Origin of the sequence: Epilithonimonas sp. JDS (genome assembly GCF_021261315.1) — a bacterium.
Lineage (GTDB): Bacteria > Bacteroidota > Bacteroidia > Flavobacteriales > Weeksellaceae > Epilithonimonas.
The window spans coordinates 210975-236582 of record NZ_JAJSAX010000003.1; the positions used below are offsets into that span (position 1 = coordinate 210975).

A 25608-nucleotide genomic window follows, 5' to 3' on the forward strand; every position below is an offset into this window, starting at 1 on the left:
CAAACTTAATACTTCTCATAAAATGAAAAATATAAACATTACTCACTTCTCAAATCTGATCAAATCAAAAGCTTTGATCTTGATTGCCAGTAGTTCTCTGCTGACTTCCTGTGTGATTTACACTGGCGGTTATTCAGAAACGGACGGCGTATATTATGATCCGAACAGAGATTCTCTTCCTGCAGGTTCATATTCCAACGGAAATCAGGTTGATAATTATTATAATTACCAAGACACTTATCCAAGTATTTACGATAACAATCAGCAGAACATTCAGGATCAGCAAAATCGTTACGCATTAACCAACGATTCTGACTGGGGTGCTTATACAGGAACTGAAACCAACTACTCCAGCTTCAACAACTGGGGTTACGGTGGCTGGGGAATGGGATTCGGCTACGGCGGTTTCGGCGGCTGGGGATATCCCGGATACGGATATTATGGCTGGAACAGTCCTTTCAACTCTTGGGGTTGGGGAATGGGCTTCGGATGGGGTAATTCCTTCTACTCACCTTGGGGCTGGGGAGGCGGATTCTATGATCCATTCTGGGGATATGGCTATGGTGGCTGGGGTGGTTACTATGGCGGCGGATACTACCACCCGATCAATTACAACAGATCCGGATCCAACGGCAGACTTGGCGGTATGATTTCTCAAAACAGAAGTGGCAGCCGATTCAACGGAATTAATAACAGCGGCGGAATGAGACCAAGTAACAATGGTTTCAGAAGACAAGCTGATAATTTCCTCAACAACGGAACCAGAAATCAGGCTAATAATGGTGTAAGAAATGGAAACAGCGGCGTTAGAAATTTCCCAAACAATGGAAATGTTAGATCCTACCCTAACAATGGCGGAATCAGAAATTCATATCCTAATAATAGCGGAACCAGAACTCAAAGCTATCCAAACAACGGAGGAATAAGATCTCAGAATAATGGTGGTTTTAGAAATGAGTCTTACTCTGCACCTACAAGATCATCAAATTCTGGCGGATTTAATTCTGGCGGCGGCGGATTCAGATCTGGTGGCTCAGGCGGTGGCGGCGGAATGAGATCCGGCGGTGGCGGCGGAAGAAGATAATCATTAATTTAAAATACATTTCATATAAAAATGCTAAAAAAGACTTTATTACTGCTAAGTATTCCTGTTTCATTTGCTTATCTGCACGCTCAGGACATTTCGGTAATTACAAATACAGTTGATGTATACTCGGGAAATCCAATTAACGGAACTGCAAAATACAATGCGATGGCAGGATCTATCGGAGCGTTGGGTGGCGATATCTCATCAGCCAATGTCAATCCTGCTGGAATCGGAGTTTTCATCACAAATGACCTTAACCTGACACTCGGAGTCAATAGTAATAAGAACACCACTACCTTTGCAGGAAAGTCTCTGAACTACACCATCAACAATACTGACGTCAGCAATACTGGCGGTGTTTTGACTTTTAATCTTGGCGAGATGGGTTCCAAATGGAAATTTATAAATGTAGGAATCAACTATGCAACGCAGTCTTTAGAAAACTATTCAGAATCTGCAGGCAATGATAATATTAATATTGTAGATAATTTTTCTATTCCTGATAAAGTTCTTAATTATCGATTTTTAGGTCATGCTTATAACAGAGAAGGCAATCAGTCGAAAATGAATTTTGCGGTGGGAGCTAATTACGACAACAGGCTTTATCTAGGAGCCGGACTTAATTTTCATAACTCATTTTTGAGACAATACGATACAGCTGGTTTCTATTCGGATGATGACAAAAGCTATCTGGATTATGCTAAACAATATACACCTTACGAAGAACATTCTGATGGATTTTCTGCCAACATTGGTGTGATTGCAAAACTTAGCAATCAATTCCGTGTAGGTGCAGCTTTAGAATCTCCAACCTGGTGGAGCATCGATAGGGTTTATAATCAATATGATTTTGGACAGCCTGATGACACTTTTGGCGAAGACAGAACTTTGGTAACACCTATGAAAGCAACTTTAAGTGCGGCTTTTGTTCCAAGTAAGAACTTCGCATTGAATGTAGATTTCATCCAGGGCATTACTAAACCGAAATACAAAGAGTATGGTGATGCTGAAAGAGAACTGAATGATTTTTTCAGTGATTCTTACAAAAATGCTTCTGAAGTGCGGGTTGGTGCGGAATACAGAATTGCTGCTTTCAGACTAAGAGGAGGTTATGCTTATCAGGGAAATAGTTTTGACAATCTTTCATTATTAGCCTATAATGATAACGGCACAACATCAAACCAATCTTTCTCAAACTTAATGATTGGAAAACGAAATACATTTGGCGCTGGTTTAGGTTATGATTTCCAGGCATTCTATATTGATGCTTCTTATCAGAATATAACTTCCGAATATTCCAGTCCGTTTCTACAGGGAAGTGTGGATGCGAATACAGGTTATTTCAACGGAGGATATGATGTCAATAGTGAAGCGTTTGCTGTTTCGAAAGTAAAAAACACGAGAAGTAATTTCTTTGTGACATTAGGCTGGAAATTCTAATCTCTCAATTTTAAATAAAACAAAAGTCCTGTAATAATTAATTTACAGGACTTTTTTATTTTAGTTTTGATTCATCTCGTCTGCTTCTTCCATCAGTTTGAGATAGGTGATATATCGCGTCTCTTCTAATTCTCCGGTTTCCAATCCTTGCAGAACGGCACATTTTGGTTCGTTGATATGCATACAGTTGTGATATTTGCAACTCCTACCAGCTTGGAAGATCTCAGGAAAATAATGCTGGATTTCTTCTTTCTGAACGTCAATCATCGCAAATTCACGAACACCAGGCGTATCGATCACCGAACCTCCAAAATCCCAGAAATGCATCTGCGCAAAAGTTGTCGTGTGTTTTCCTTTGAGTTGAGATTCCGAAATTTCACCAGTTCTGATATGAAGGTCAGGTTGCATCGCATTGACCAAAGTTGATTTTCCACAACCGGAATGTCCGAAAAATACAGATGTCTTATCTTTAATCTTATCAATCAAAAAATTTAGATTCAGTTTTGTGTAGGATGAGATATTCAAAGTGTCGTAACCGATGTTTTGGTACATTGCTTCGATGTTTTCTACGATTTCTTTTTCCTCGTCATTCAAAGTATCCATTTTGTTGAATAAAATCAAGGGCTTGATGTTATAAGCTTCGCAACAAGCAAGAAAACGGTCCAAAAATCCTAATGATGTTTCAGGGAACTTCAAGGTATAAATGAAACAGGCAATATCTACATTAGATGCAATGATATGAGCTTCTTTGGAAAGGTTCACCGATTTTCTGATGAGATAGTTTTTTCTCGGAAAGATCTTGGTGATCCAGGCCACATCATCTTGCTCCAAAGAAAATTCGACTTCGTCTCCTACTGCAAGTGGATTTGTAAGTCTGGTTTTTATCAGTTTGAATTTGCCTCGGATCCTGGCTTCGTAGATAGTTTTAGATTCTGCTTCCAAAACCTGATACCAGCTTCCCGTAGATTTGATGATGATTCCTTTCAAAAAATAGATTTTAATATTTCACAAAGTTAAAGCTTTTATCGTGTTGACAAATAAAAACCCTTTCAGAGTTTGAAATCTGAAAGGGTCTTGAAATATATATTTAGCCTTGTCAAGGTTTTAAACCTTGACAAGGCTTTTTGAAGCGTAGAATCTTACGCAGCCCGGCCTGAGTGGAAATCCTTTTTTGCGTATTGATCATATCTTTTGAAACTGAAAATGTCTGCAAAAAAGATTGGGAGTGGAAGGCGGATAAAGCTGCCCAAATAAATAAAAGTTTTTTAAAACTTCAGACTGGCAATTATTTGTTGATCATAATGCCGTTCTGAACCTCGATGCTTTCTTCGTGGATCGCTTTGAAAACTTTCTCGATGAATTCTTGGGACATTCCTGTTTCGCTGGCTTTTTGATTGGCGTATTCTGTTATCACTTTCCAACGTTCTGGCTGGAAAATCGCGATGTTGTTTTCTTTTTTCAAAGTTCCAATCTTTTCGGAGATCTTCATTCTTTGGGAAAGCAACTCGATCAACTGGAAATCCATATCGCTGATGAGTGTTCTGTGTTTTCCCATCTCGTCCTCGTAACCTGAGATATCGGAGTTACGGATCTGAAGATTGCCGATCATCTCTGCCAACACTTCCGGCGTGATCTGCTGAGAAGCATCACTCCACGCGTTGTCTGGATCTTCGTGACTTTCTATGATCGCACCTTGGTAACCTACGTTGAAAGCTTCCTGCGCTACGCCAGCCAAACCTGTTCTGTTCCCACAAATGTGAGATGGATCGATGAATAATGGGATATTCGGGAACTGATTTTTGAAGTCCAAAGCAATCTGCCAGTTCGGGATGTTTCTATATTTTGTTTTTTGGTAAGTGGAAAAACCTCTGTGGATCGCACCAACATTCTCAATCCCTTGACCTAATAATCTTTCCAAAGCACCGATCCAAAGTGCCAAATCCGGATTAACGGGATTTTTTACCAAAATTGGTTTGTCTGTCCCTCTTAAAGCCTGAGCGATCTCTTGAACTGTAAATGGATTTACTGTAGAACGGGCGCCGATCCAAAGGATGTCCACATCTGCTTCCAACGCTGCGAAAACGTGATGCGCGTTTGCCACCTCAGTTGCTGTTTTGAAACCGTATTCTTCTTTTACTTTTTTCAGCCAGTTGAGACCGATCACGCCTACACCTTCGAAACCGTTTGGTTTTGTTCTTGGTTTCCAGATTCCAGCACGGAAAGCGGAGATCTGTGCACCACTTTCTTTCAGTCTTTTTGCCGTTCCAAGCATTTGAGATTCGCTTTCTGCGCTACAAGGTCCTGCGATGATCATTGGGTTTGCGAAGTCGTTTACCCAATCATTTGTCAATTCGTTTAAGTTCATATTTCTAATTTTATATATTTTAAATTAATGCAATAGTATATCTGTTATAAATTTTTATTTATAATTCTTTTCCAAAAAATGACGTTTAAAAATTTTAAATGAGATACGGACAGCTGAATGTTTCCGTAGATTTTTGAGAAAGAAATTTTTTAGCTAAACCAATAAAATCGGTAATAGGTTCTAAAATTTCTATAATAAGTTCCAAAAAAGCTAAATGATCCACCAAAATACTCGGCAGATGCAAAAGTTGAAAGATATGGAAATTGGATTGATTCCATTTATAAATGCCTTACTGGAAGGCTTTTTAGCTTGATTGGGTTAATTGATTTCCACTGTTGTCAGCGAAATCTTGAACAAATATATAAATTAATGGGAAATGAGAACTATGATTGAGCAATTAATTTTTCATTAACTGATAAATGTTGTAGTAAAATAAAATTGAGTCTATTTTGATTTTGTTTCATTTTCGATTTTCACTAGCATTTCTTTGGCGTTTGAATTATCAGGATTCAGCTCCAAAGATTTCTGATAATTCTGTTTAGAAAATGCGTATTCTTTATTATTAAAATACGCTTCGGCTAAACTGTCATATGGATTTCCAGAGTTTGGAAATTCCGAAACATAAAGTTGAAATAGTTTGATAGAAGATGCTAATGCTCCACTTCTCATCAGTTTGTAACCCAAAATATTCAGTTCGGATTCTTCAGAAAAGTTATAAGAATCGGGTTTAGTTTTTTTCAGCTCTTTGTAATAAGCAATTCCGGAATCGATGTTTTCAAAACATTTCTTCTCGATTTCTCTTCCGATTAATTTTTGACCAAACGGTTTCAAATCGTCAATTAGATTTTGGACAGCATTGTATAAATTCCCATAAGTATTTTCACCACCTTGATTTGTGATCACAGAAATACCGACGTTATAATCCGGGAAAACCCAAAACAAATTCTGCGTTCCAAAAGCGCCACCGTGTTTTCTGGCATTTCGTCCGTTGTGATTGACGGTCACTTCATCCCAAAAATAAGCGTTCCAATAATTTTTATTATTAAGCAAATCCCGTTGCGATTCCTGAACCAGCGGATTATTTTTATCCAACTCAAATTTCAGAAATGTGGTCAAATCCGTTAAATCAGACTTCAAATAACCTTGCGCGCCCCAAAGTGAATATGGCAAAAATGGCATCAAAACGCCTTTTCCGTCATAGCCATTTGCGATGGTTTCATTTTGATTGATGTGAAGTTTTGTGTTACTTAATTTTAAAGGAGAAAATATATTTTCCTTTAGCAAAGTCTCATAACTTTTTCCATAAACATTTTCAAGAATATGTGCTGTCAGTTGTAGAGTTCCATTGTTATAATTGTAGACAGTTCCTGGTAAAGTCTCTATTTTGATTAATTTCAAATCTTTGAAAAACTGCTCTTTGGTGTAAGCTTTTTCCAATTTTTCAACTTTGAAAGCTGTGCTGTCATTCCTTACTTTCATCACTTCACTTCTGTCAGGCAAATCTTTATTAAAACCAGATTTCAATGAAACCAAATCTTTAATTGTTACAGGTGTTCCATTAAATTGAAGATTTGGATAAGAACCTGAGATATATTTTCTGATGTCATCATCCAAATTGATTTTCCCATCCAGAACAGCTTTCGCTACCAATGTTCCGGTAAATAATTTGGTAACGGAAGCGATTTCAAATAATGTTGAATTGTTGGCTTTATTACCTTTCCCTTTGTCGATTTCGCCGTAATGTTTGGTATAAGTCTTTCCGTCTTTCACAATTCCGACGGAGAAAGAATTCGCTTTTGATGCTTTCAGAAATATTTCAGCCTGCGCATCCATTGCTGCGTGAATTTGCTTCTCAGTTAGAGTTTTTTGGGCAAATGCGGAAAATCCTATGAATAGCAAGATGATAAGAAGCAATTTTTTCATTTTTTGAATTTTATGGATATTTTCAGTTCTGCTATTATGACAACTTAGGAATACGCTTTATTACATCATAATATGAACATTTTCAAAATAAAAACTACGTCAAATCGAAACGCATCAAATCATCCAGATCTTTCAGCAGCGGATTGATCTCTACAAATTTTTCGAAGATCTTACGTTTGGTCAAAACTTCTTTTTTGATGGTCAAATCTGTCTGATACTCGATTTCAATTTTGAAATTGCTGACTTTATGCTTGAAATGGTTAAAGAACTCAATACTCAATCTGTCGAATTCCGACTTTGCAAATTCGGAAGAATATTTGACTGTGATCTGATGTTCATCCGTTTTTTCTAACTTGAAACTGCTGATGGCATTGTAAACAAAAGTATTGGTTCTAGCAAGATTTTTAAGGAAAATATCCCATTCTCTATCCACATCGGTCTGTGAGAAATGGTTGGAAGGCATATTTTCATCCTTGATCTCAGCAAACTCATCTTTCTTGATTTCCTCCTTTTGCTCCAAAGCCGCTTTGATGCTAAATTTGGAATTGGAAGAACTTCTGGCAATCGGTTCAGACGCTTTCTGAATCACCTTTTTAGGTTCTTCAAAAACTGATTTTACAGGTTCTGGCTTGCTTTCTGTCTGAGGTTTTGGCTCGGCAGAGACTGGTTTGGTTTCGGAAATTAAATTAGCTTCAAGAAGTGGCGCTAATATTAAGAACTTTTTTTTTTAGCTTCCAAACCTGCCGTGAGACTTGACAATTGCATCAATGCAATCTCAACTGTCAAACGTGGATTTTTGGAATTTTTATAATTGATGTCGGCGAAGTTACAAATCTCGATGCCGTCTATCAATTCCTGAGCTTTCCATTTTTGGGATTGCTCGGCAAATTTGGATTTGGTTTTTTCTCCAACTTCGATCAGGTTCAAAGTTTTTGGATTTTGAGCCATCATCAGATCGCGGAAATGATTTCCCAATCCGGCAATGAAAATATGTGGGTCGAAACCTTTTTTCACAATTTCGTCGAACGCAGTCAAAACACCTGGAATATCATTTTCCTTCGCCAAATCAGCAATTTTCAGATATTGGTCGTAATCTAAAATGTTTAAAACTTCTGCTGCTTTTTCGAGTGTAATGTTTTTCTGAGAAAAAGTACTTAATCTATCAAAAATAGATAAAGCATCTCTCAAAGCACCATCAGCTTTCTGAGCAATCAGGTAAAGCGCATCATCTTCGTAAGTGATATTTTCCTTCTCAGCAATCTTTCTTAAATGCTCCTGAATGTCCTCTATCGTGATTCTTTTGAAATCATAGATCTGACATCTGGAAAGAATAGTTGGAATGATTTTGTGTTTCTCAGTTGTTGCTAAGATGAAAATAGCGTGCGCTGGCGGTTCTTCCAAAGTTTTCAGGAACGCATTGAAAGCAGCCTGAGACAACATATGAACCTCATCAATAATATATACTTTATACTTTCCGACTTGAGGCGCAAATCTCACTTGGTCAATCAATTCACGAATATCATCAACCGAGTTGTTGGAAGCAGCATCTAATTCGTAAATATTGAATGCGAATCCGTCATCATCTGCAGCACCAGACTTTTCATTGATTTTTCTTGCTAGAATTCTGGCACAAGTCGTTTTACCAACACCTCTTGGTCCGCAGAAAAGCAGAGCCTGAGCCAATTGACTTTCGTCGATGGCGTGTTCCAAAGTATCGGTAACATGCGATTGCCCGACAACAGTGTCAAACTCTTGCGGACGGTACTTGCGTGCGGATACGATGAAATTTTCCATTGCTCAAAAGTAAGGATTAATTGTGAATTTTGGAAATGGTTTTGAAATAATTGTTTGTTGGTTTTGGATAAGATTTAAACGCAAAGAGCGCAAAGATTTCTTTGAAAGTATTGAAAATATTTTTAAGGTTCGCAAAGACGTAAAACTCATCAAAGATAAATTTCAACGGTTGGTAAATCTGAAACTAGAAAACACAATTTCAACTTTGCGAAGCGCACCCCGACTTGAGCGGAAATCCTTTTTTGCTGAGACTAATGTTCTAATTAAACGGAAATCGTCGGCAAAAAAGATTTGGAGCGGAAGGCGGAAATAGCTGCCCAGATACTTATTAGAATCCTCTCCCTAAATCCCTCTCCAAAGACGAGGGACTTTAAAGTAAAAATTATAAATTTTCTAAAATTTATTCATCTTCATCCAAAAAATCAAGCTCGTCCTCACTTTGAATATGGTCTGGTGAAATTCCAGGTGGATTAAATAGTCCCCAATTATCTACAATGTAATGTTTTGGATTGAAACCTGCCACCCAATCGATAAACAAAAGACGGAACTCTTCTATTAATTTTCTTACGAGATGATAATATTTTGCATCGGAGAAACCGAAGTGTTCCAAATTGTTACCACCGACCATTATATCGCGCGCCGCTTTCCTAATAATTGTGGCATTCTCCATTTTTATATCATACAACTTTACCGCTTCTGCTCCACAAATCTTTGCCTGAATGATCATACTATCGCCCAACAAATGTTGCTTGACAGTTTGTAAATAATCATTGTCTTCTGGAAACAAATCGGTAATGACCTTCAAAGTTTCGTAGATTTCCTGTGATTTTTTGTAAAGTGGTAGCTCAAAGCAATCCATCATATTTCAATTTTATGATCAAATATAACAAAAAAAGAGAGCAAAAATTTGCTCTCTTTTAATTTTATATCATTGAAATTTTTTACAATTCCAAAGCTTTTCTTTCGTCGCCATCCATTAGGAATTCTACCGGATTGTCGATTGCTTCTTTTACAGCTACCAAGAAACCTACGGATTCTTTACCGTCGATGATCCTGTGGTCATAAGACATTGCAACGTACATCATTGGTCTGATCACAACTTGTCCGTCCACTGCAACTGGTCTTTGGATAATGTTGTGCATTCCCAAGATCGCAGATTGTGGCGGGTTGATGATCGGCGTAGATAGCATCGATCCGAATGTTCCACCATTGGTAATAGTGAAAGTTCCACCAGTCATCTCGTCAACTGTTATCTTTCCGTCTCTTACTTTAAGAGCAAGGTCTTTGATGTTAGCTTCAACACCTCTTAGAGACATATTTTCTGCATTTCTAAGCACTGGCACCATCAAACCTTTTGGTCCTGAAACCGCGATGGAAATATCTGCGAAATCATAGTTAGTTTTGAAATCGCCGTCGATTGATGCGTTCACATCCGGATACAGTTTCAATGCTCTGGTCACCGCTTTCGTGAAAAAAGACATAAATCCAAGACCAATCCCGTGTTTTGCAGCGAATTCTTCTTTATACTGTTTTCTGATTCTGAAGATCTCAGACATATCAACCTCGTTGAAAGTCGTCAACATTGCTGTTTCATTTTTCACTGAAACCAATCTTGCAGCGATCTTTCTTCTAAGAACTGAAAGTTTTGTAGTTGATGTTCCTCTGTTTCCACCACTTGCACTTCCCATTGCAGGAACTGAAGCAGTCACAGCGTCATCTTTTGTAATTCTGCCATCTCTGCCAGAACCACTTACCTGACTTGGAGCAATTCCTTTTTCGTCAAGGATCTTCTTAGCAGCAGGAGAAGGCGTTTGAGCAGCGTAGGTTTCAGTTTTTGGAGCCTCAGCTTTTGGAGCTGGTGCTGGTTCTTCTTTTTTCTCTTCCGCTTTAGGCTCTTCTTTTGGTTTTTCTGCAGCTGGCGCAGCGCCACCGTCTGGTTTTGCAGCATCCATATCAATAAGGCAAACCACCTGGCCAACCTGAACCACTTCACCTTCTTCAGCCTTCAAAGTGATGATTCCACTTTGTTCAGCAGGAAGTTCCAAAGTTGCCTTATCAGAATCTACTTCTGCAATTGGCTGATCTTTTTCTACGTAATCACCGTCTTGTACTAACCAAGTCGCAATTTCTACTTCTGTGATAGATTCGCCCGGTGAAGGAACTTTCATTTCTAATATTGACATACTCTTTTTTGTTTTTAATTTCAGAACAATCTGTGAGGACTGTTATTCTTTATAGTTTATTAATTTTATTAAGCTGTAACTGGTCTTTTTACAGGTTCGTCGTTACATTGAAAAACAGAATTGATGATCTTCGTCTGGTTTTTCTCAAACATCTTGTGACTTCCTGGTGCAGGCGTTCCACTTGCAACTGGAGAAATCAACTGAATGTTCGTATCTCTAAAGTTTCTCAAGATGAAACTCCAGGCGCCCATATTTTCAGGTTCTTCTTGAGCCCAGATCAAGTCTTTTTTGTTATTATATTTATCAAAGATGGCTTGAACTTTTTCAAAATTTAACGGATAAACTTGCTCAAGTCTTACCAATGCTACTTTATCATCATTCAATTCTTCTTTCTTAGCAAGTAGATCATAATACAATTTACCCGTACAAAGCACCAATCTTTCCACTTTTGCAGGATCTGCTGTTGGATCGTCCAAAATTGGCTGGAAACTTCCAGTTGCAAGATCTTCTAATGGAGAAACTACTTTTGGATGTCTCAACAATGATTTTGGCGTCATGATCACCAATGGTTTTCTGAATCCGAATTTCATTTGTCTTCTCAACAAGTGGAAATAGTTAGCCGGAGAAGTGATGTTCGCAACAATGATATTCTCATTTGCAGCAAGCGTAAGGAATCTCTCTAGTCTAGCAGAAGAGTGTTCTGCACCTTGACCTTCCGATCCGTGAGGCAACATCATTACCAAACCGTCCTGGATTTTCCATTTTTCTTCAGCAGCAACCAAATATTGGTCAACAATAATCTGAGCACCATTTGTAAAATCCCCAAACTGAGCTTCCCAGATTGTCAATGTTTTAGGAGCAGCCATAGCATAACCATAGTCAAATCCTAGAACACCATATTCTGAAAGATGTGAATTATAGACATCAAATCTTTGTTCGTTGATTTGTCTTAATGGGATGTATTCTTCTTCTGTATCTTCAGTTTTTACAACGGCGTGACGGTGAGAGAACGTTCCTCTTTCCACATCTTCTCCGGAAAGTCTTACGTTATAACCTTCCGTAAGAAGTGTTGCATAAGCCAACAACTCTCCTGCTGCCCAATCCAAAGAATTATTCTCAACCATCTTCACTCTGTTTTCGAAAAGACGGGTAATTTTATTAATGAATTTTTTGTCTGCAGGAAGTGTCGATATTTTAACTGCCAGTTCCTTTAATTTTTCAATATCATAAGTTGTATCAACATTAGAATTTGAAACACAACCTTTTCCACCGAGTGGGAAATCTGTCCAGTCGTCTTTCATAAAGACGTCCATCGTATTTCTTTCGATTTCTTTTGAAGCATCAAAATTCTCATCAAGCAAAGCTTTGAATTCCTTCTCCATTTTGCTTAAAACCTCATCGGAAACAACATTTTCTTTAATCAAAAGATCTTTGTAGATTTCTCTTGGATTTTGGTGTTTTGAGATTAATTTATAGAGATTTGGCTGAGTAAATCTTGGCTCATCACCTTCGTTATGACCATATTTTCTATATCCTAAAAGATCGATATAAACGTCTTTACCAAATTTCGCACGGAAATCTGCAGCAAATCTGATGGCGTGAACAACAGCTTCCACATCATCAGCATTGATGTGCATTACTGGAGAATCTGTCACTTTTGCAATATCTGTACAGTAAACAGAAGATCTTGCATCAGTATAGTTAGTTGTAAAAGAAACCTGATTATTAACAACGATGTGAACTGTTCCGCCCGTTTTATAACCTTCCAGATTCATCATTTGAGCGATCTCATAAACAATACCTTGACCAGCAATCGCACCGTCTCCGTGGATCACGATTGGTAGAACTTTAGAATAATCGTCTTTGTATGTATTATCAACTTTGGCTCTGCAAATTCCCTCTACAAGGGCAGCTACAGTTTCCAGGTGTGATGGATTCGGCGTTAAATTAATCCTAACTTCTTCTCCGTTTGCTGTCGTGATTTTTTTAGAAGAACCCAAGTGATATTTTACGTCACCGGAGAATACATCTTCTTCAAATTCCTTCCCTTCAAATTCTGAGAAAATCTGTTTGTAAGATTTCTGGAAAACATTAGTCAAAACATTCAAACGTCCTCTGTGTGCCATTCCAAGAACAACTTCATCAACGCCCAGCTGAGAAGATCTTGTAATCAATTGATCCAAAGCCGGAATCAAAGATTCGCCACCCTCAAGAGAGAAACGCTTTTGACCAACAAATTTTGTGTGAAGATAATTTTCAAACGCCACCGCTTGGTTTAATTTGAAAAGGATTTCAGTTTTTTCCTGCGCAGAAAGGTTTGGATGGTTTTCGTTAACGTTTACCCATTCCATAATCCACTTCTTCTCCTCTACATTCTGGATGTGCATATATTCCACACCGATAGAATCACAATAGATGTTCTGAAGGTGCGTAATGATTTCCTGCAAAGTCGCAGGTCCGGGCATTCCGGTTTGTGTTGCAGAATTGAATTTTTTATTCAGATCTTCCTTAGACAATCCGAAATTTTCTATATCAAGCGTAGGGAAATAAAACCTTCTTTCTCTTACTGGATTTGTTTTGGTGAAAAGGTGACCTCTTGATCTGTAAGCTTCGATCAGATTAACAACCTTGAATTCCTTTGAAATATCTTCTGAAACCGCATTATTAGTGACAGCTTGCTGAGCATATTGAACAGGAGCAGAACTTGAAGGCGCTGCAGAAACCGAATCATCATCGCCATAGTTTTCTAAAGCGAAATCAAAACCTTGAAAAAAAGACTTCCAAGAAGGCTCGAGAGAATCGGGGTATTTTTGGTATTGCGCATACATATCATCAATTAATTGAGCATGTACAGCATTTAGAAATGAAAATTTATCCATTATTACAGATTATCTGTTAAATATTTATTATTAAATAATTGCCACCAAATTTACGAAATTTTTGTGGAATGGCATATAAAGCGGCTATTTATTCCCGTAAATATACATGATATTTATCAGATTTTCTAGCGGTAAACAGGCAGAGATAATTTTAGTTTTACATCCTGAACATCAGTGGGTTCTTCGAGAAACTCCTCCATTAGCTGCCCGTTTCTGAGTGTGTCTTTTTTCGCCTTTTTCAGCAGCTCCTGAATGTTTTTGATGCGGTTGTTGTAATTTCCCTGAAAATAGATGACATAGGTTTTGGAAGCATTCAGCGTTTGAAAATTGAAATTATTATCGCTGACAGACACTCTTTTTGAAAGTGGAACGCCGTAGAAATATGAGATTTCTTTGTCTTTTAAATTCGCTGGATTGGTCAATAAAACCGGAACTCCGATTTCATCATCTTTCTTCCCAAGATCAGATTTCACGAAGTTGAGAACCTTATTATGATTCATCAATACGTTTTTGAAAATAATTTCTTTCGTATTTCTGGTACTTACATTAACGCCTAAAAGTATTCCGCCTTCCCGGTTTTCCACCATTACACTGTCATATTTAATTGATGCCAGCTGTTGATCTTTATCCACTTTATTTCCTAAAAGCTGAAAAAGATTCTTCATACTTTTATCAATATTCTCGACAAAAAAATCTTCCGCGACAAGATTGAGAGACCTTTCCAAATAGCTTCTTTTCGGTGTGTGAATATTCCAGATCATCTTGGTTTTATTCCCAGCCGGGACGAATTTAACATCAATCAAATAAGGATTATTGCTGTCACCTTCAAAAAGCTGGTAACGCAAAGTCCTGTTGGGATTGGAATATCGGATAAACAAATCTCCGAAGTCATCATTCTTCTTATCAGAAAATTTCATAGAACTTCCCAGACCTTCGTAAGGCGTGAAAAAACTGTAGCTGATATCTTCTTTCCCATTAAAAAAGTCATTCCAGGCTGTGAAATTCTGAAGATTATTAAACTGCGGAAAAACCTTGTCTACAGGATATGCGATCTCAGAATGATGGACAAAACTCTTGCTCTCATCCACAAAAGTCATTGAGATAGAGTAAATTCCGAATAAGCAAAGAATGATAATTATAATGAACTTGAGAAGACGCATTTTTAGTTTTAAATTTTAGAATGGATAACCGATAGCAAAGTTGATCGTCGGTTTGAGTGGCTGAATTTTGCTGATGACCCATCTCTCGCCTTCCGGACGGTTTGGATCGTGCATCTTGTAAGCCAAATCTAACCTCAGATTCACATAGGCAATATTCATTCTGATTCCGAATCCGCTGCCGACACCCATCTGGCTGATGAATTTTTTGAATTTGAATTGGTCTCCAAATCCATTATCTTTCAATCCCCAAATATTTCCCGCATCGGTAAACAAAGCCGCTTCGAAAGTATCATTAAGCGGCAATCTGTATTCTAAACTGGTTGTCAGCTTCACATTGTCCATCGCGTAAGAACGAACCCTTTCGTCCAACTGAGAATCGGCTGGTCCAAGACCACCAAAAGCGACCCAGGCTCTGATGTCGTAAGCGCCACCATTGAAATACGATCTTACGAAAGGCATCTCTGTAGAATTGCCATAAGGAATCCCAATTCCTACAAACTGACGAAACGCCAGAGTATGCGGTTTTGCCCGGTCATTAAAGAAAGTAAAATATTTTCGGTAGTCAAAATCAAACTTGATGAACTGTGAAAACGGAATATTAAAAATGGTCTTGGTGTTACCATAAACCAAATAATTCTCCTCTTTTTTGGTCACGGCATTCAGGAAATTACCTGCGATTTCTACTTTACCTGTGAAAGAAAATGGATTGACGTAATCTTTTTTTCCAATCTCGTTGTAAGTGAAATTATAAATAATTGAAGAAATAATAACATCCTGAGTCTGCCGCTCCTTATTATAAATAGACTGAAGGAAATTATACAACAGATTTCTGTCAGAATTAATAAGATTGTTCACGAATGGTGTATCTGCCAAAATGATTGCCGAAACTTGATCATAGGAACCTGAATTAATTACGCCAGGATGATCTACATCGTAAAGCTTAAAAATGTTATCTCTAATCTCATTATCAGCAGGAAAATAGCTGTAATAGCCGTCTTTGTTTTGAGTTAAACTTAGTTGGGTATTAAACAATGTCAATCTGTGCTGCACTCGTCCGTCATTTACATTGGCATAATAGCTCAAACCCGTATTGAAGTTAATTCTCCCTAATCCAATATTATTTTGGACGGATGCTCCAAGATTAATACTCGTAGTTGGTGAATATCTTTTGGGAACAAGCTTCCAATAATTTTTGAACGGCACCAGCAATCTCGGAAACTGAAGAGAAGCCTGCGCAGATAATTCGTAAGCGTTGAAAAAAGCATTTGGATTTTTAGGATCTTTCGTAGTCCCGATAATTCCTGAAAAGCTCGTGACTAAGTTTTCTGCGCCTCCAAAAACATTTCTTGTTGTCAAATCTACCGACGGCGAGAAACCAAAATTCAGGATTTGGGAATAATGAATATCTGTTGCAATGTTGAACTCGTACTTTGGAAGCGGTTTCAAAACATACTCTACATCAATAATACTGTCTCTTTCTGCGGCAGTTCCCTCTTTTCTCAATTCATCAGATGCTTTCAGTATTGTGAAGTTGTTCATCGCGATCAGGTTTCTTCTGGTAAGATCCAGATTAGTCTGTTTGTAAACTTCGCCGGTTCTCAAGGTGATTGGCAGCCAAAGTGCATTAGCTCTGTAAGCGCTGTCTTTTCTGTAGATATTAATTCCCCGGATGCTGTCTTTCAGAGGAAGTTTGGTATCATTAATATTCCTCGCTACGGAAACTTTGATTCTTCCAATTGTAGCTTTCCGGTAAGGTGTATCTGCGGAATCTTTATGAATAGACATTACAACGGGCACATCTTTTCTGCTGTTCAAAGAATCTGCTACGAAGTAAATATCCTGGCTGTCATTATTAAATTTGTAGTATCCGGCCTCTTTTGCCAAATCATTAATTCTGGTGATTTCTTTTTCAAGCACGGTTTCATCAAGGATTTGGCCTTTTCTCACAAGGCTTTTGTCTAATCTGGATTCGTACAATGCTCTGATATTAGGATCCGGAATATTGTAGTAATATTCTTTTATTTTCGTCGCATCTTTGTGAGTGATGATATATTCTACTTCCGCTTTCTTTGCCGCAGAATCTTTGTCAACGGTAGTTTTCACTTCTGCATCCCAATAGCCTCGGTTGATCAATCTGTTATTGATACTTTTGACACTTTGCTTGGTTTTTGCATCACTGAAAATGACCGGCGGATTTCCAACGGTATGAAAAAAACGATTCCAAAAAAGATTTTTCCCCACATACTCCGGATGATTGTACTTCACGGCTAATGAATCCCGAAGTTTCTGATTTCTCATCTCACTTGGGTACGTCATATATTCTTTGAGGATTGTATCGTATTTGGGATTGGCAGCATTGTAGAACATCAGTCCTAGCGGCGCAATAAAGAGTGCTTTTTTATTAGGTTTCTGAGCCACCATATCCTGAAGCTCGTCGCCTAAGACTTTGCCATCTGTGTATTCAAATTTGTTTTTTGTAAGGAGAAATTCGCCGTCAGGTACTTTTTTGGTCACATTGCATGCGTACAAAATCACACTTAAAATTGCGGAGTAATAAAATATATGATATTTTTGAAAATATTTGTTACTATGCTTACTGCTCATACTATAAAGACTATACAATCTCTGGATAAAAAGAAATACAGGCAAAAATACAATTTGTTTTTAGTTGAGGGTAATAAAATTATAAAAGAACTGCCCAACTCTGACTACGAAATCGAAAACCTGTTTTCTGTTGATCCTGAAAATATTACTTTCAAAACGTTGAAAGCTGAAAAAATCTTGCCTAATGATCTGAAAAAGATTAGTTTTCTTCAACATCCGAAAGATTCGGTTGCAGTATGTAAGATTCCGGAAAGAAAAATTTTACAGGATGTGAAGATTCAAATAATTCTGGATGGCATTCAGGATCCGGGGAATTTGGGGACTATCATCAGATTGGCAGACTGGTTCGGAATAGAACAAATTGTTTGCAGCAATGACACTGTAGACATTTATAATCCAAAAGTAATTCAGGCAACGATGGGTTCTTTCCTTAGAGTTAATGTTTTTTATACAGATCTTGAAGAATATTTTAAAGACTATCAAAATCCGGTTTTCGGAACAGATATGAATGGAGAAAATATATACGAAACCACATTTCCGGAGAAATTTTCATTGGTTTTCGGTAATGAAGGAAACGGAATAAGACCTTCCACGGAAGATCTTATTACTAAAATGATTACAATCCCAAGATTCGGAAAGTCACAGTCAACAGAGAGTCTCAATGTTTCTATGTCTGCCGGAATCATTCTGGGAGAAATTTTTTCTAAAAAGTAAAATTTAGATTAATTTTTCTAAGCTGGATGCTGTTTTGTTTTTTTGATATTCATCCAGTTTTTTTCTGATAAATCTAAGGGCATAAGGTGCGAGGTAAACCAACGCCAGCCCAACTGCTTTTCTTTTCCAATTTTTATTCATCACACTTTTTTTTGCAAAATTACTTACCAGCGCTACTGTTCCCATTTTGATTGTTGTTTCCAGCAATCCGGATTTTACGCCATCATTTGCCAAATTTAGAACATTTTTTCTAGATGCAGTTTCTTTCAGTCCGGTAGATATTTCCCTCATAATATTCTGCGTATCCAGAGACAGTGATTTTTCACCCTCTTCATCCACGGTTTCTTTCAGGAATTTATCTGTAAGGCCATTTGTCATCACACTCAGGCTTTCCTTTTTACTTTTGAAAGTCAGAATATCTTCCAGCTCTCCAATTTCCTGTTTCAGAAGTCTTTTTTCACTTCGCAGTTCATCAAGATTAGTATATTTAGTTGCCATAAGTTTATTTTTTTAGAAAGTCGATAACCTGATTTGCAATGGATTTGACGATCAATTTCTTCAAGAAAAAAACAGCAATCATCACAACAAAATAAAATCCTGCAACGATAAGAAATCCGTATCCCATACTGCCAATAGACTGACCAATGAGAAAAGCAATGCCGAAGTTAAAAAGGATGATAAAAAATGAAAACGCAATTACCACGATTGATAAAAATGCGATAATACCAGCTGACAAAGAAGATTTTTCTGTAAACTGAAGTTTGATCAGATCCAGACGCTTGGTCGTATAATCTTTTATAATATCAATCATAAGAATCTTATTAAATTTAAAATTACACAATTATTTACAAAAAAAGGAATTTAAAAATTAAATTCCTTTTCGAGAATACTGAAATATAAGGCTTATTTCAAACCGTCCAATTCAGTTTCAACGTCTTTTACTACATCAGAAGTTTTGGAAACAATCTGATCTTTGTATTTATCATAACTGTCTTTTACTGTAGAAGCTACATTCTGAGCTGTTTCTTTGAAAGTTGAAGATAGAGAGTTGTATTTATCCTTCACGTTGTGAGATACTTCAGAATATTTGTCTTTCACAACTTCAGAGGTTTTACCATATTCATCGACTGCTCTGTCTTTTAGATCATTAGCTTTGTCTTTGATTTTTTTTCTGGTTTCTTTACCTTCTTCCGGAGCGTAAAGCAATCCTAAAATTACACCAGTTGCTGCTCCTGCTAACAATGCAGCTAATACTGCTGCTGAGTTTGATTTTTTTGACATTGTTATTATTTTTGAGTTAATTATAAATTCGATAATGTTATTTATAAATTTACAACTAAAATGCCAAAGAGAGAAACATCCTCTTAAAATTTTGTTAAAACTTTTTGATATAGGACAAAATCAGTGCAATTGTTTCTTCTTTATTAATATTTGTATTATCAATCAGAATAGCATCATCAGCCTGCCTTAGAGGCGAAACTTCTCTTTCACTGTCGATTTTATCTCTTGTTATTAGATTTTGCTTTACCGTTTCAATGTCTGTTTTTTCGCCTGCCAATTCCAGTTCCAGGAAACGTCTTTTGGCACGTTCATCCTGACTTGCTGTCATAAAAAATTTGTAATCTGCATCTGGTAAGACAACTGTTCCGATGTCTCTGCCATCCATTATTACACCGCCTTTTTCAGCGATATCTCTTTGGGTTTTCAATAAGAAATTTCGGACATCGGCTTCTTTTGCTACCTGACTTACATTGTCAGAAACCTGTGGAAAACGGATTTCTTTATTGATATTTTTACCATTCAGGAATAATTGGAGTTCGCCGTCAACATTCTGAAATTCAAGATTAATTTTTGGAAGATCAGTTAGTAATTTTTCGATATTAATGCTTTTGTCATCATTAATAGAATTCTGAAGTGCAAAATAGGTGATGCCTCTGTATAGCGCACCCGTATCCATATGGATGAGACCAAGATTTTTTGCAATGATTTTAGAAATGGAACTTTTCCCTGTGGATGAAAATCCGTCGATCGCGATAACCGGTTTTTTTGTCATACCACAAAATTAAAAAATTCTGAGATTTTGACATTACATAAATTAAAGATTAATGAAAATTCAACTTATAGTAAAGTAGTAGAAACTCTCAAACCTAATCTATCTTCTATTTCCTCCAAGTTCGATAAGATCCATCGTAAGACCAATCATATTGACATTGGAAGAATTATGATAACGCATATGAGAATAATCGAATCGGAAAGATGAAATCTTAATACTCAAACCTGCGGACAATCCCGTGAAACTTCTCTGATCCAAAACTGCCAATTCGCCGCCTCTTTTCACATTATATCCGAACCTAAGATTAAAAGCCTGTCCTGGAAACAATTCGGCTCCGAAAGATAAGTGGTCCAAAATTTTTCTTCCAAACTTTGTCGGCTGTCCGTTGATATCTGTCGTTGCCGAAATATTCGGCTGTTGAATATCGTGAGCTGTAATCGTAATGGCAGCAGGAAATTCATCCAAAATTTTCGTATAACCTAAATCCACTCGGAAAGGTAATTTCTCCCGAACACCATTATAGGGCTGAATCTGATAACCAAAATTCCTGAAAACCAACGCCAGCGTCTCATTGCTTTTATCAAAATAATAAGTCACACCCGCATTTGCAGTAATGGCTGAAGATGAATAAGTATCGATTTTTGAAGTTATGTAATTAACGTTCGCGCCAATAGTCCAGTTATCTTCGAATTGATAAGCATAACCAAGTCCTACAGAAGCATCCATCGCAGAGAAATCGCCATTGATGATGGAATTTTCGTCCGTTCTCGGCATAGATCCGTAATCCATATACCGCGCATTGAAGGAAACCAAATGTCCAAATTCCAAATCGCGAACGTAGCTAATGCTTCCAATCTTTGTATCAGCAAGATATGAAGCGTAGTTTACAGACAGCATATTGTCCATTTCAAGATTCATCAAAGCCGGATTGGCAGCTGTAAAATTGACATCATAATCACGGACAGAAACGGCATCGCCCAAAACGGCCTGTCTTGGAGAAATCGGAATATTCAGGAATTGATAAACCGTGGTTCCCGTCTGAGAAAAAACCACGCTAGAAATTACGATAAAAAAGAGATTGTAAAAATTCTTCAACACTGTCTTTTAGCTTTGCAAAAATAATCTATTTTGAGGCTTATCAAAATTTTTGAACGACTATCTTTTTCATTAACGTAATTCTTTTCCTTTCATTATATTTGCACAGTCAAAAATTAAAATAAATTTGAAACTTCAATCATTATTATTCTTTTTGATAAAATAAAAAGTAATTACAAAATAAATGAAATACAAAAGAATCCTTCTGAAACTAAGTGGTGAAGCACTAATGGGAGAACGCCAATACGGAATCGACAACGACAGACTGAAAGAATATGCAGTCGAAATCAAAAAAGTAGTCGACAAAGGCTGCGAAGTAGCAATCGTGATTGGTGGCGGAAATATTTTCAGAGGATTGGCTGGCGCTGCAAAAGGAATGGACAGAGTTCAGGGCGACTATATGGGAATGCTGGCAACGGTGATCAACGGAATGGCATTGCAAGGCGCTTTGGAAGATGCAGGAATCATCACAAGACTTCAATCTGCAATCGAAATGGACAAAGTGGCTGAACCATTCATCAAAAGAAAAGCGGTTCGCCATCTGGAAAAAGGAAGAGTTGTCATCTTCGGAGCGGGAACTGGAAATCCATATTTCACGACTGATACTGCGGCGACACTTAGAGCAATCGAAATTGATGCAGATGTGATCCTCAAAGGAACAAGAGTAGATGGAATCTACGACAGCGATCCTGAGAAAAATGCAGATGCTGTGAAATTCAACAGCTTGTCTTTCGACGAAGTCTTTGAGAAAAATCTGAAAGTAATGGATATGACGGCTTTCACATTAAGCCACGAAAACAAATTGCCGATCATCGTTTTTGATATGAACAAACAAGGCAACCTTGAAAGACTTATCGACGGTGAAACCATCGGAACGCTGGTTAATGTGTAAATGATAAATGATGGTTGATAGATGATTTAAAGCCTTGTTTTATTTCGAGAACCTCAGAGTAATAAGCGTAAACGAAAGGCAGAAATAGCAGTTTAAAAAAATCATTTATCACTTATCAACTATCATTGATTAAATAATATATGTGTCAATTATCAAATTTTAAATATACAATGGAAGAATTAGAACTCATTGTAGCCTCCGCAAAGCAAGAGATGGATGCTGCAATCAAGCATTTGGATCATGCGTTCCAAAAGATCAGAGCCGGACGTGCTTCTACATCTATGGTTCAGGACGTGATGGTGGAATATTACGGTGCTCCAACGCCTCTTAGTCAGGTTGCAAACGTGTCTGTAGTGGACGCAATGACGCTTTCTATCCAGCCTTGGGACAGAACGGCAATTGGTGCGATTGCAAAAGGAATTGTAAACTCAAACCTTGGATTTGCACCGTCTAACAATGGCGACGTAATTATCATCAACGTTCCGCCTTTGACTGAGGAAAGAAGACGTGAATTGGCAAAACAGGCCAAAGGTGAAACGGATCAAACGAAAGTTACGATCAGAAACGCAAGACAGGAAGGTAACAAAGAACTGAAAAGACTTGATGGAATCGCGGAAGACCTGATTAAAGGTGCTGAGAAAGACATCCAGGATCTGACAGATGCTTACGTGAAAAAGTCTGACGACGCTTACAAAACCAAAGAAGCGGAAATCTTAAAAGTTTAAGTTTCTGTTTTTTTATAAAGAATATAACCCCATTTCAGATTTTTGGAACGGGGTTTTTTAGTGGAATTCCATCAAGGTTGTAAGTTATTCATCATTAAGTTTTTCAGAATTTCAGTATTATCATAAATAACTCATTATCAATTAATTTTGTTGTAACTTGTAGAAAATTCAGGTTTCGCTTTATATTATGGAAGTGTATCGTTACTCGTGAACTAAAATAATATTTTTATGAAAACTGATCAGAAACGCTTCAAAAATAGCGATGCCATCCTCGACGAAATTTCGTCAGAAAAAACAATTAATATCGCTTACCTCATTCTGGTGCACCGCTTACCAAATCAATTCAAAAGACTCTTCGAAGCCATCTATGAAAAAGATAATCATTATCTGATCCACATCGATAAAAAAGCTGAAAAGGAACTCGGAACCGAAGTTGAGTCTTATTTGAAAGATTTCGAAAATGTTTACATCCTCAAAAGTGAAAATGTAATCTGGGGCGGCTACAGTATGGTACAGGCGGAACTGGACGGTATTAATTTCTTACTGAATATTGATGCTCATTGGGATTACTTCATCAATCTTAGCGGTCAGGATTATCCATTAAAGTCTCAAAAAATCATTCGGGAATTTCTGACTTTAAATAAGGGTAAAAATTATATTAAAGTCGCAAATCAAAAAACGATTCGTCCCGAGACGATGAACAGGATCGAAAATTACTTCGATGAAGTAGATGACAAAATCTCACCGCTGACTTACGAAAGAGAGTTTATGAAGGATGTGACACCTTACATTGGCGGACAATGGATGATGCTGTCACGAGATTGCTGCTCGTTCATCTGCACCAGTTCGGAAGTCAAAAAGTTCGAAAATTACTACAAAAACACTTTGATTGCAGACGAGTCTTTTTTCCAGACTGTTTTGATGAATACCAAATTCGCAGGACAGATCGTGAATGATGATAAAAGAGCCATCATCTGGATTCCGGATGGCGATATCAAACTTCGTCCAAAAACATTTACAGCAGATGATTTGGGATTTTTAACTGCAGGAAGTAATCTGTTTGCAAGGAAATTTGATGATAGTGTGGATAATCAGATTATCGATCTGATTAAAGTTAATTATGATGTTCCGCTATCGAAAGTAAATTTTGAATAAAATTTTTATAAGTATAATGATGAAAGCCACAGTTAATAATTGTGACTTTGTTTTTATGAATGGTATCGAAATATATTATTCTGTCGCCAGTTTCTTCACCATTCCTTTAAAAATAATTCCATGAAATGGTAAAACAGAAAACCAATAAAGTCTTCCCCATAGTCCTTTCGGTCGGAAAACCGCTTTCTGCCAAAGTTTTCCTTTGTATAATTTGAACATCAGCCACGCCTCGCCGGGAAGTTTCATCTCGGCAAACAGAATGAGTTTTCCTTCTTCCCTATTGGCATACAGCACTCGCCAAAAATCCAGTGCATCGCCTTCGTGAAGTTGCGTTGGATGTGTCCGGCCTCTTCTTAGTCCCGGTCCGCCAACCAAAACATCTAAAAATCCGCGGACTTTCCAAAGACTTTGCCCGTACCATCCATTTTTTCCACCAAGACCAAAAACCCGATTGAGACATCTCTCCCGATCGTCGTATTTATAACTTCTTATATCTTTGAAACAGCCAAAATGTGGAACTTCAATAAATTCTTTCAGAGAAGAATCATTCCTGCTGCTAATGAAACTGTCTTTCCAGCTGGATCTGATTTCATTAGCCTGAATTTTTGCCATCGTCCGATGCAAAGCCTGCTCATAAGAAAAGGGATGGACACCTGTGATCTTTTTAATCTGATCCAGACTTTCCTTGTTACAGACTACTTCTATCTTCATACTCCCAACAAGCGAACTCGCCAGATTGTATGATGTAGTTGTGATGAAATATAACCAGTAAGATGACAATTTTGGCGTCATCACAGGAAGTGTGTAGATCCTGCGTTTCAGACCTCTTTCCTTGGCGTATCCCATCAAAATCTGTTTGTAAGTTAGGACGTCATCACAGCCAATGTCAAAGCTTTGGTCATAAGCATCTGTTTTGAAAAGTGTGAAAATAAGGAAGTCAAGTACGTTGGCAATTCCGATTGGCTGACATTTGGTATTGAGCCATTTTGGAGTGACCATCACTGGTAGTTTTTCCACCAGATCGCGGACGATTTCGAAGGATGCGCTTCCCGATCCAATGATGATTCCTGCGCGTAAAACGGTAACAGGAACTTTAGAATTTTTTAATATATTTTCGACCTGAAATCGCGAATTCAAATGCTTGGAAAGTTCTTTCCCATTCACTAATCCAGAAAGATAAATAATATGTTCACAATTAGTTTTCTCGATTGCAGAGACAAAATTCTCGGCACAAATTTTCTCAGATTCTTCATAATCGTCACTGGCACTCATAGAATGCATAAGGTAATAACCACCCGAAATATCATCCGGAATATTTTTCAGCGTCTCTTTTTTAAGGAAATCGACCTCAATCACTTCTATCAAATCATCTTTAATGCCTGCAGGTTTCGAAAAACGACTGACATCACGACTGCAGCAGACTACTTTATAACCTTGTTCAGCAATCACGCTGATCATTCTTTTACCGATATATCCCGTTGCTCCGGTCAGCAGTATTTTTTTCATAATCGATAATTTGATTGGTTGACACTATACAAT

Annotated in this window: 22 protein-coding genes; 6 read left to right on the top strand and 16 right to left on the bottom strand. The window is 37.5% G+C overall.

The features are described 5' to 3' along the window. Window positions 1-22 precede the first annotated feature (22 nt). On the top strand, window positions 23-1084 hold the full coding sequence (locus tag LUD75_RS11405; protein ID WP_232705799.1) for a prolyl-tRNA synthetase: 1062 nt from the start codon (window positions 23-25) through the stop codon (window positions 1082-1084). A 30-nt stretch (window positions 1085-1114) separates the two neighbouring features. Further along, window positions 1115-2527 carry a hemin receptor gene (locus LUD75_RS11410; protein ID WP_232705800.1) on the top strand — a complete coding sequence of 471 codons (1413 nt, stop codon included), beginning with the start codon at window positions 1115-1117 and terminating at the stop codon, window positions 2525-2527. Between the two features lie 60 nt (window positions 2528-2587). Here the strand turns inward: LUD75_RS11410 and rsgA are convergent, their stop codons facing one another. From rsgA to LUD75_RS11460, 10 genes are all read right to left on the bottom strand, one after another. Next, a complete protein-coding gene (rsgA, locus tag LUD75_RS11415; RefSeq protein WP_232705801.1) occupies window positions 2588-3514 on the bottom strand; it encodes a ribosome small subunit-dependent GTPase A in 927 nt (308 codons plus the stop codon). Between the two features lie 298 nt (window positions 3515-3812). Then, window positions 3813-4892, bottom strand: a complete 1080-nt coding sequence (locus tag LUD75_RS11420) for a chorismate mutase (protein ID WP_232705802.1) — start codon at window positions 4890-4892, stop codon at window positions 3813-3815. A 444-nt stretch (window positions 4893-5336) separates the two neighbouring features. After that, window positions 5337-6815, bottom strand: a complete 1479-nt coding sequence (locus tag LUD75_RS11425) for a serine hydrolase (RefSeq protein ID WP_232705803.1) — start codon at window positions 6813-6815, stop codon at window positions 5337-5339. A 94-nt stretch (window positions 6816-6909) separates the two neighbouring features. Continuing rightward, the gene (locus LUD75_RS11430) at window positions 6910-7404 is read right to left on the bottom strand and encodes a hypothetical protein (protein WP_232705804.1); all 495 of its coding nucleotides are present in this window, start codon (window positions 7402-7404) and stop codon (window positions 6910-6912) included. Window positions 7405-7526: 122 nt separating this feature from the next. Then, window positions 7527-8609 (bottom strand): DNA polymerase III subunit gamma/tau, encoded by a 1083-nt coding sequence (dnaX, locus tag LUD75_RS11435; protein WP_034978209.1) that lies wholly within the window; start codon window positions 8607-8609, stop codon window positions 7527-7529. Between the two features lie 400 nt (window positions 8610-9009). Beyond that, window positions 9010-9471, bottom strand: a complete 462-nt coding sequence (locus LUD75_RS11440) for a hypothetical protein (protein WP_232705805.1) — start codon at window positions 9469-9471, stop codon at window positions 9010-9012. Window positions 9472-9550: 79 nt separating this feature from the next. Beyond that, entirely contained in the window at window positions 9551-10792 is a 1242-nt protein-coding gene (gene odhB, locus LUD75_RS11445; RefSeq protein ID WP_232705806.1) for a 2-oxoglutarate dehydrogenase complex dihydrolipoyllysine-residue succinyltransferase, read from the bottom strand. 68 nt (window positions 10793-10860) lie between these two features. After that, on the bottom strand, window positions 10861-13671 hold the full coding sequence (locus LUD75_RS11450) for a 2-oxoglutarate dehydrogenase E1 component (RefSeq protein ID WP_232705807.1): 2811 nt from the start codon (window positions 13669-13671) through the stop codon (window positions 10861-10863). A gap of 125 nt (window positions 13672-13796) precedes the next feature. Beyond that, window positions 13797-14831, bottom strand: coding sequence for a polyketide cyclase (locus LUD75_RS11455; RefSeq protein WP_232705808.1), 1035 nt, complete (start codon window positions 14829-14831; stop codon window positions 13797-13799). 15 nt (window positions 14832-14846) lie between these two features. Next, window positions 14847-17435 carry a BamA/TamA family outer membrane protein gene (locus LUD75_RS11460; RefSeq protein ID WP_232705809.1) on the bottom strand — a complete coding sequence of 863 codons (2589 nt, stop codon included), beginning with the start codon at window positions 17433-17435 and terminating at the stop codon, window positions 14847-14849. On the opposite strand from LUD75_RS11460, the gene LUD75_RS11465 reads away from it, so the two are divergent. Further along, window positions 17421-18149: an RNA methyltransferase gene (locus tag LUD75_RS11465; RefSeq protein WP_232705810.1), complete on the top strand. Its 729-nt coding sequence runs from the start codon at window positions 17421-17423 to the stop codon at window positions 18147-18149. The genes LUD75_RS11460 and LUD75_RS11465 overlap by 15 nt on opposite strands. A gap of 3 nt (window positions 18150-18152) precedes the next feature. Here LUD75_RS11465 and LUD75_RS11470 read toward each other — a convergent pair whose 3' ends face one another. The 5 genes from LUD75_RS11470 to porQ all read right to left on the bottom strand — a co-directional run bounded on the left by LUD75_RS11470 (window position 18153) and on the right by porQ (window position 21297). Beyond that, a complete protein-coding gene (locus LUD75_RS11470; protein WP_232705811.1) occupies window positions 18153-18647 on the bottom strand; it encodes a phosphoribosyl-ATP pyrophosphatase in 495 nt (164 codons plus the stop codon). 4 nt (window positions 18648-18651) lie between these two features. Beyond that, window positions 18652-18960, bottom strand: a complete 309-nt coding sequence (locus LUD75_RS11475) for a hypothetical protein (protein ID WP_232705812.1) — start codon at window positions 18958-18960, stop codon at window positions 18652-18654. 92 nt (window positions 18961-19052) lie between these two features. After that, entirely contained in the window at window positions 19053-19430 is a 378-nt protein-coding gene (locus LUD75_RS11480; RefSeq protein ID WP_232705813.1) for a YtxH domain-containing protein, read from the bottom strand. A 94-nt stretch (window positions 19431-19524) separates the two neighbouring features. After that, a complete protein-coding gene (cmk, locus tag LUD75_RS11485; protein ID WP_232705814.1) occupies window positions 19525-20202 on the bottom strand; it encodes a (d)CMP kinase in 678 nt (225 codons plus the stop codon). Between the two features lie 99 nt (window positions 20203-20301). Continuing rightward, window positions 20302-21297: a type IX secretion system protein PorQ gene (gene porQ / locus LUD75_RS11490; RefSeq protein WP_232705815.1), complete on the bottom strand. Its 996-nt coding sequence runs from the start codon at window positions 21295-21297 to the stop codon at window positions 20302-20304. A 184-nt stretch (window positions 21298-21481) separates the two neighbouring features. Here porQ and pyrH point away from each other — a divergent pair, with 184 nt between their 5' ends. The 3 genes from pyrH to LUD75_RS11505 all read left to right on the top strand — a co-directional run bounded on the left by pyrH (window position 21482) and on the right by LUD75_RS11505 (window position 24069). Then, on the top strand, window positions 21482-22189 hold the full coding sequence (gene pyrH / locus LUD75_RS11495) for a UMP kinase (RefSeq protein WP_232705816.1): 708 nt from the start codon (window positions 21482-21484) through the stop codon (window positions 22187-22189). A 170-nt stretch (window positions 22190-22359) separates the two neighbouring features. Continuing rightward, window positions 22360-22914, top strand: a complete 555-nt coding sequence (gene frr, locus LUD75_RS11500; protein ID WP_034968049.1) for a ribosome recycling factor — start codon at window positions 22360-22362, stop codon at window positions 22912-22914. 228 nt (window positions 22915-23142) lie between these two features. After that, the gene (locus LUD75_RS11505; protein WP_232705817.1) at window positions 23143-24069 is read left to right on the top strand and encodes a beta-1,6-N-acetylglucosaminyltransferase; all 927 of its coding nucleotides are present in this window, start codon (window positions 23143-23145) and stop codon (window positions 24067-24069) included. A gap of 75 nt (window positions 24070-24144) precedes the next feature. Here LUD75_RS11505 and LUD75_RS11510 read toward each other — a convergent pair whose 3' ends face one another. Then, a complete protein-coding gene (locus LUD75_RS11510; protein WP_232705818.1) occupies window positions 24145-25575 on the bottom strand; it encodes an SDR family oxidoreductase in 1431 nt (476 codons plus the stop codon). Between the last annotated feature and the right edge of the window lie 33 nt (window positions 25576-25608).

Bases quoted from the DNA above. Each gene is read 5' to 3' on its own strand.
- LUD75_RS11425 (WP_232705803.1), bottom strand. From the start codon at position 6,815: ATGAAAAAATTGCTTCTTATCATCTTGCTATTCATAGGATTTTCCGCA.
- LUD75_RS11505 (WP_232705817.1), top strand. From the start codon at position 23,143: ATGAAAACTGATCAGAAACGCTTCAAAAATAGCGATGCCATCCTCGAC.
- dnaX (WP_034978209.1), bottom strand. From the start codon at position 8,609: ATGGAAAATTTCATCGTATCCGCACGCAAGTACCGTCCGCAAGAGTTT.
- LUD75_RS11460 (WP_232705809.1), bottom strand. From the start codon at position 17,435: ATGAGCAGTAAGCATAGTAACAAATATTTTCAAAAATATCATATATTT.
- LUD75_RS11475 (WP_232705812.1), bottom strand. From the start codon at position 18,960: ATGATTGATATTATAAAAGATTATACGACCAAGCGTCTGGATCTGATC.
- LUD75_RS11510 (WP_232705818.1), bottom strand. From the start codon at position 25,575: ATGAAAAAAATACTGCTGACCGGAGCAACGGGATATATCGGTAAAAGA.
- LUD75_RS11420 (WP_232705802.1), bottom strand. From the start codon at position 4,892: ATGAACTTAAACGAATTGACAAATGATTGGGTAAACGACTTCGCAAAC.
- LUD75_RS11405 (WP_232705799.1), top strand. From the start codon at position 23: ATGAAAAATATAAACATTACTCACTTCTCAAATCTGATCAAATCAAAA.
- cmk (WP_232705814.1), bottom strand. From the start codon at position 20,202: ATGACAAAAAAACCGGTTATCGCGATCGACGGATTTTCATCCACAGGG.
- LUD75_RS11480 (WP_232705813.1), bottom strand. From the start codon at position 19,430: ATGTCAAAAAAATCAAACTCAGCAGCAGTATTAGCTGCATTGTTAGCA.
- LUD75_RS11455 (WP_232705808.1), bottom strand. From the start codon at position 14,831: ATGCGTCTTCTCAAGTTCATTATAATTATCATTCTTTGCTTATTCGGA.
- pyrH (WP_232705816.1), top strand. From the start codon at position 21,482: ATGAAATACAAAAGAATCCTTCTGAAACTAAGTGGTGAAGCACTAATG.
- LUD75_RS11450 (WP_232705807.1), bottom strand. From the start codon at position 13,671: ATGGATAAATTTTCATTTCTAAATGCTGTACATGCTCAATTAATTGAT.
- LUD75_RS11410 (WP_232705800.1), top strand. From the start codon at position 1,115: ATGCTAAAAAAGACTTTATTACTGCTAAGTATTCCTGTTTCATTTGCT.
- LUD75_RS11470 (WP_232705811.1), bottom strand. From the start codon at position 18,647: ATGGCAACTAAATATACTAATCTTGATGAACTGCGAAGTGAAAAAAGA.
- LUD75_RS11465 (WP_232705810.1), top strand. From the start codon at position 17,421: ATGCTTACTGCTCATACTATAAAGACTATACAATCTCTGGATAAAAAG.
- LUD75_RS11440 (WP_232705805.1), bottom strand. From the start codon at position 9,471: ATGATGGATTGCTTTGAGCTACCACTTTACAAAAAATCACAGGAAATC.
- odhB (WP_232705806.1), bottom strand. From the start codon at position 10,792: ATGTCAATATTAGAAATGAAAGTTCCTTCACCGGGCGAATCTATCACA.
- frr (WP_034968049.1), top strand. From the start codon at position 22,360: ATGGAAGAATTAGAACTCATTGTAGCCTCCGCAAAGCAAGAGATGGAT.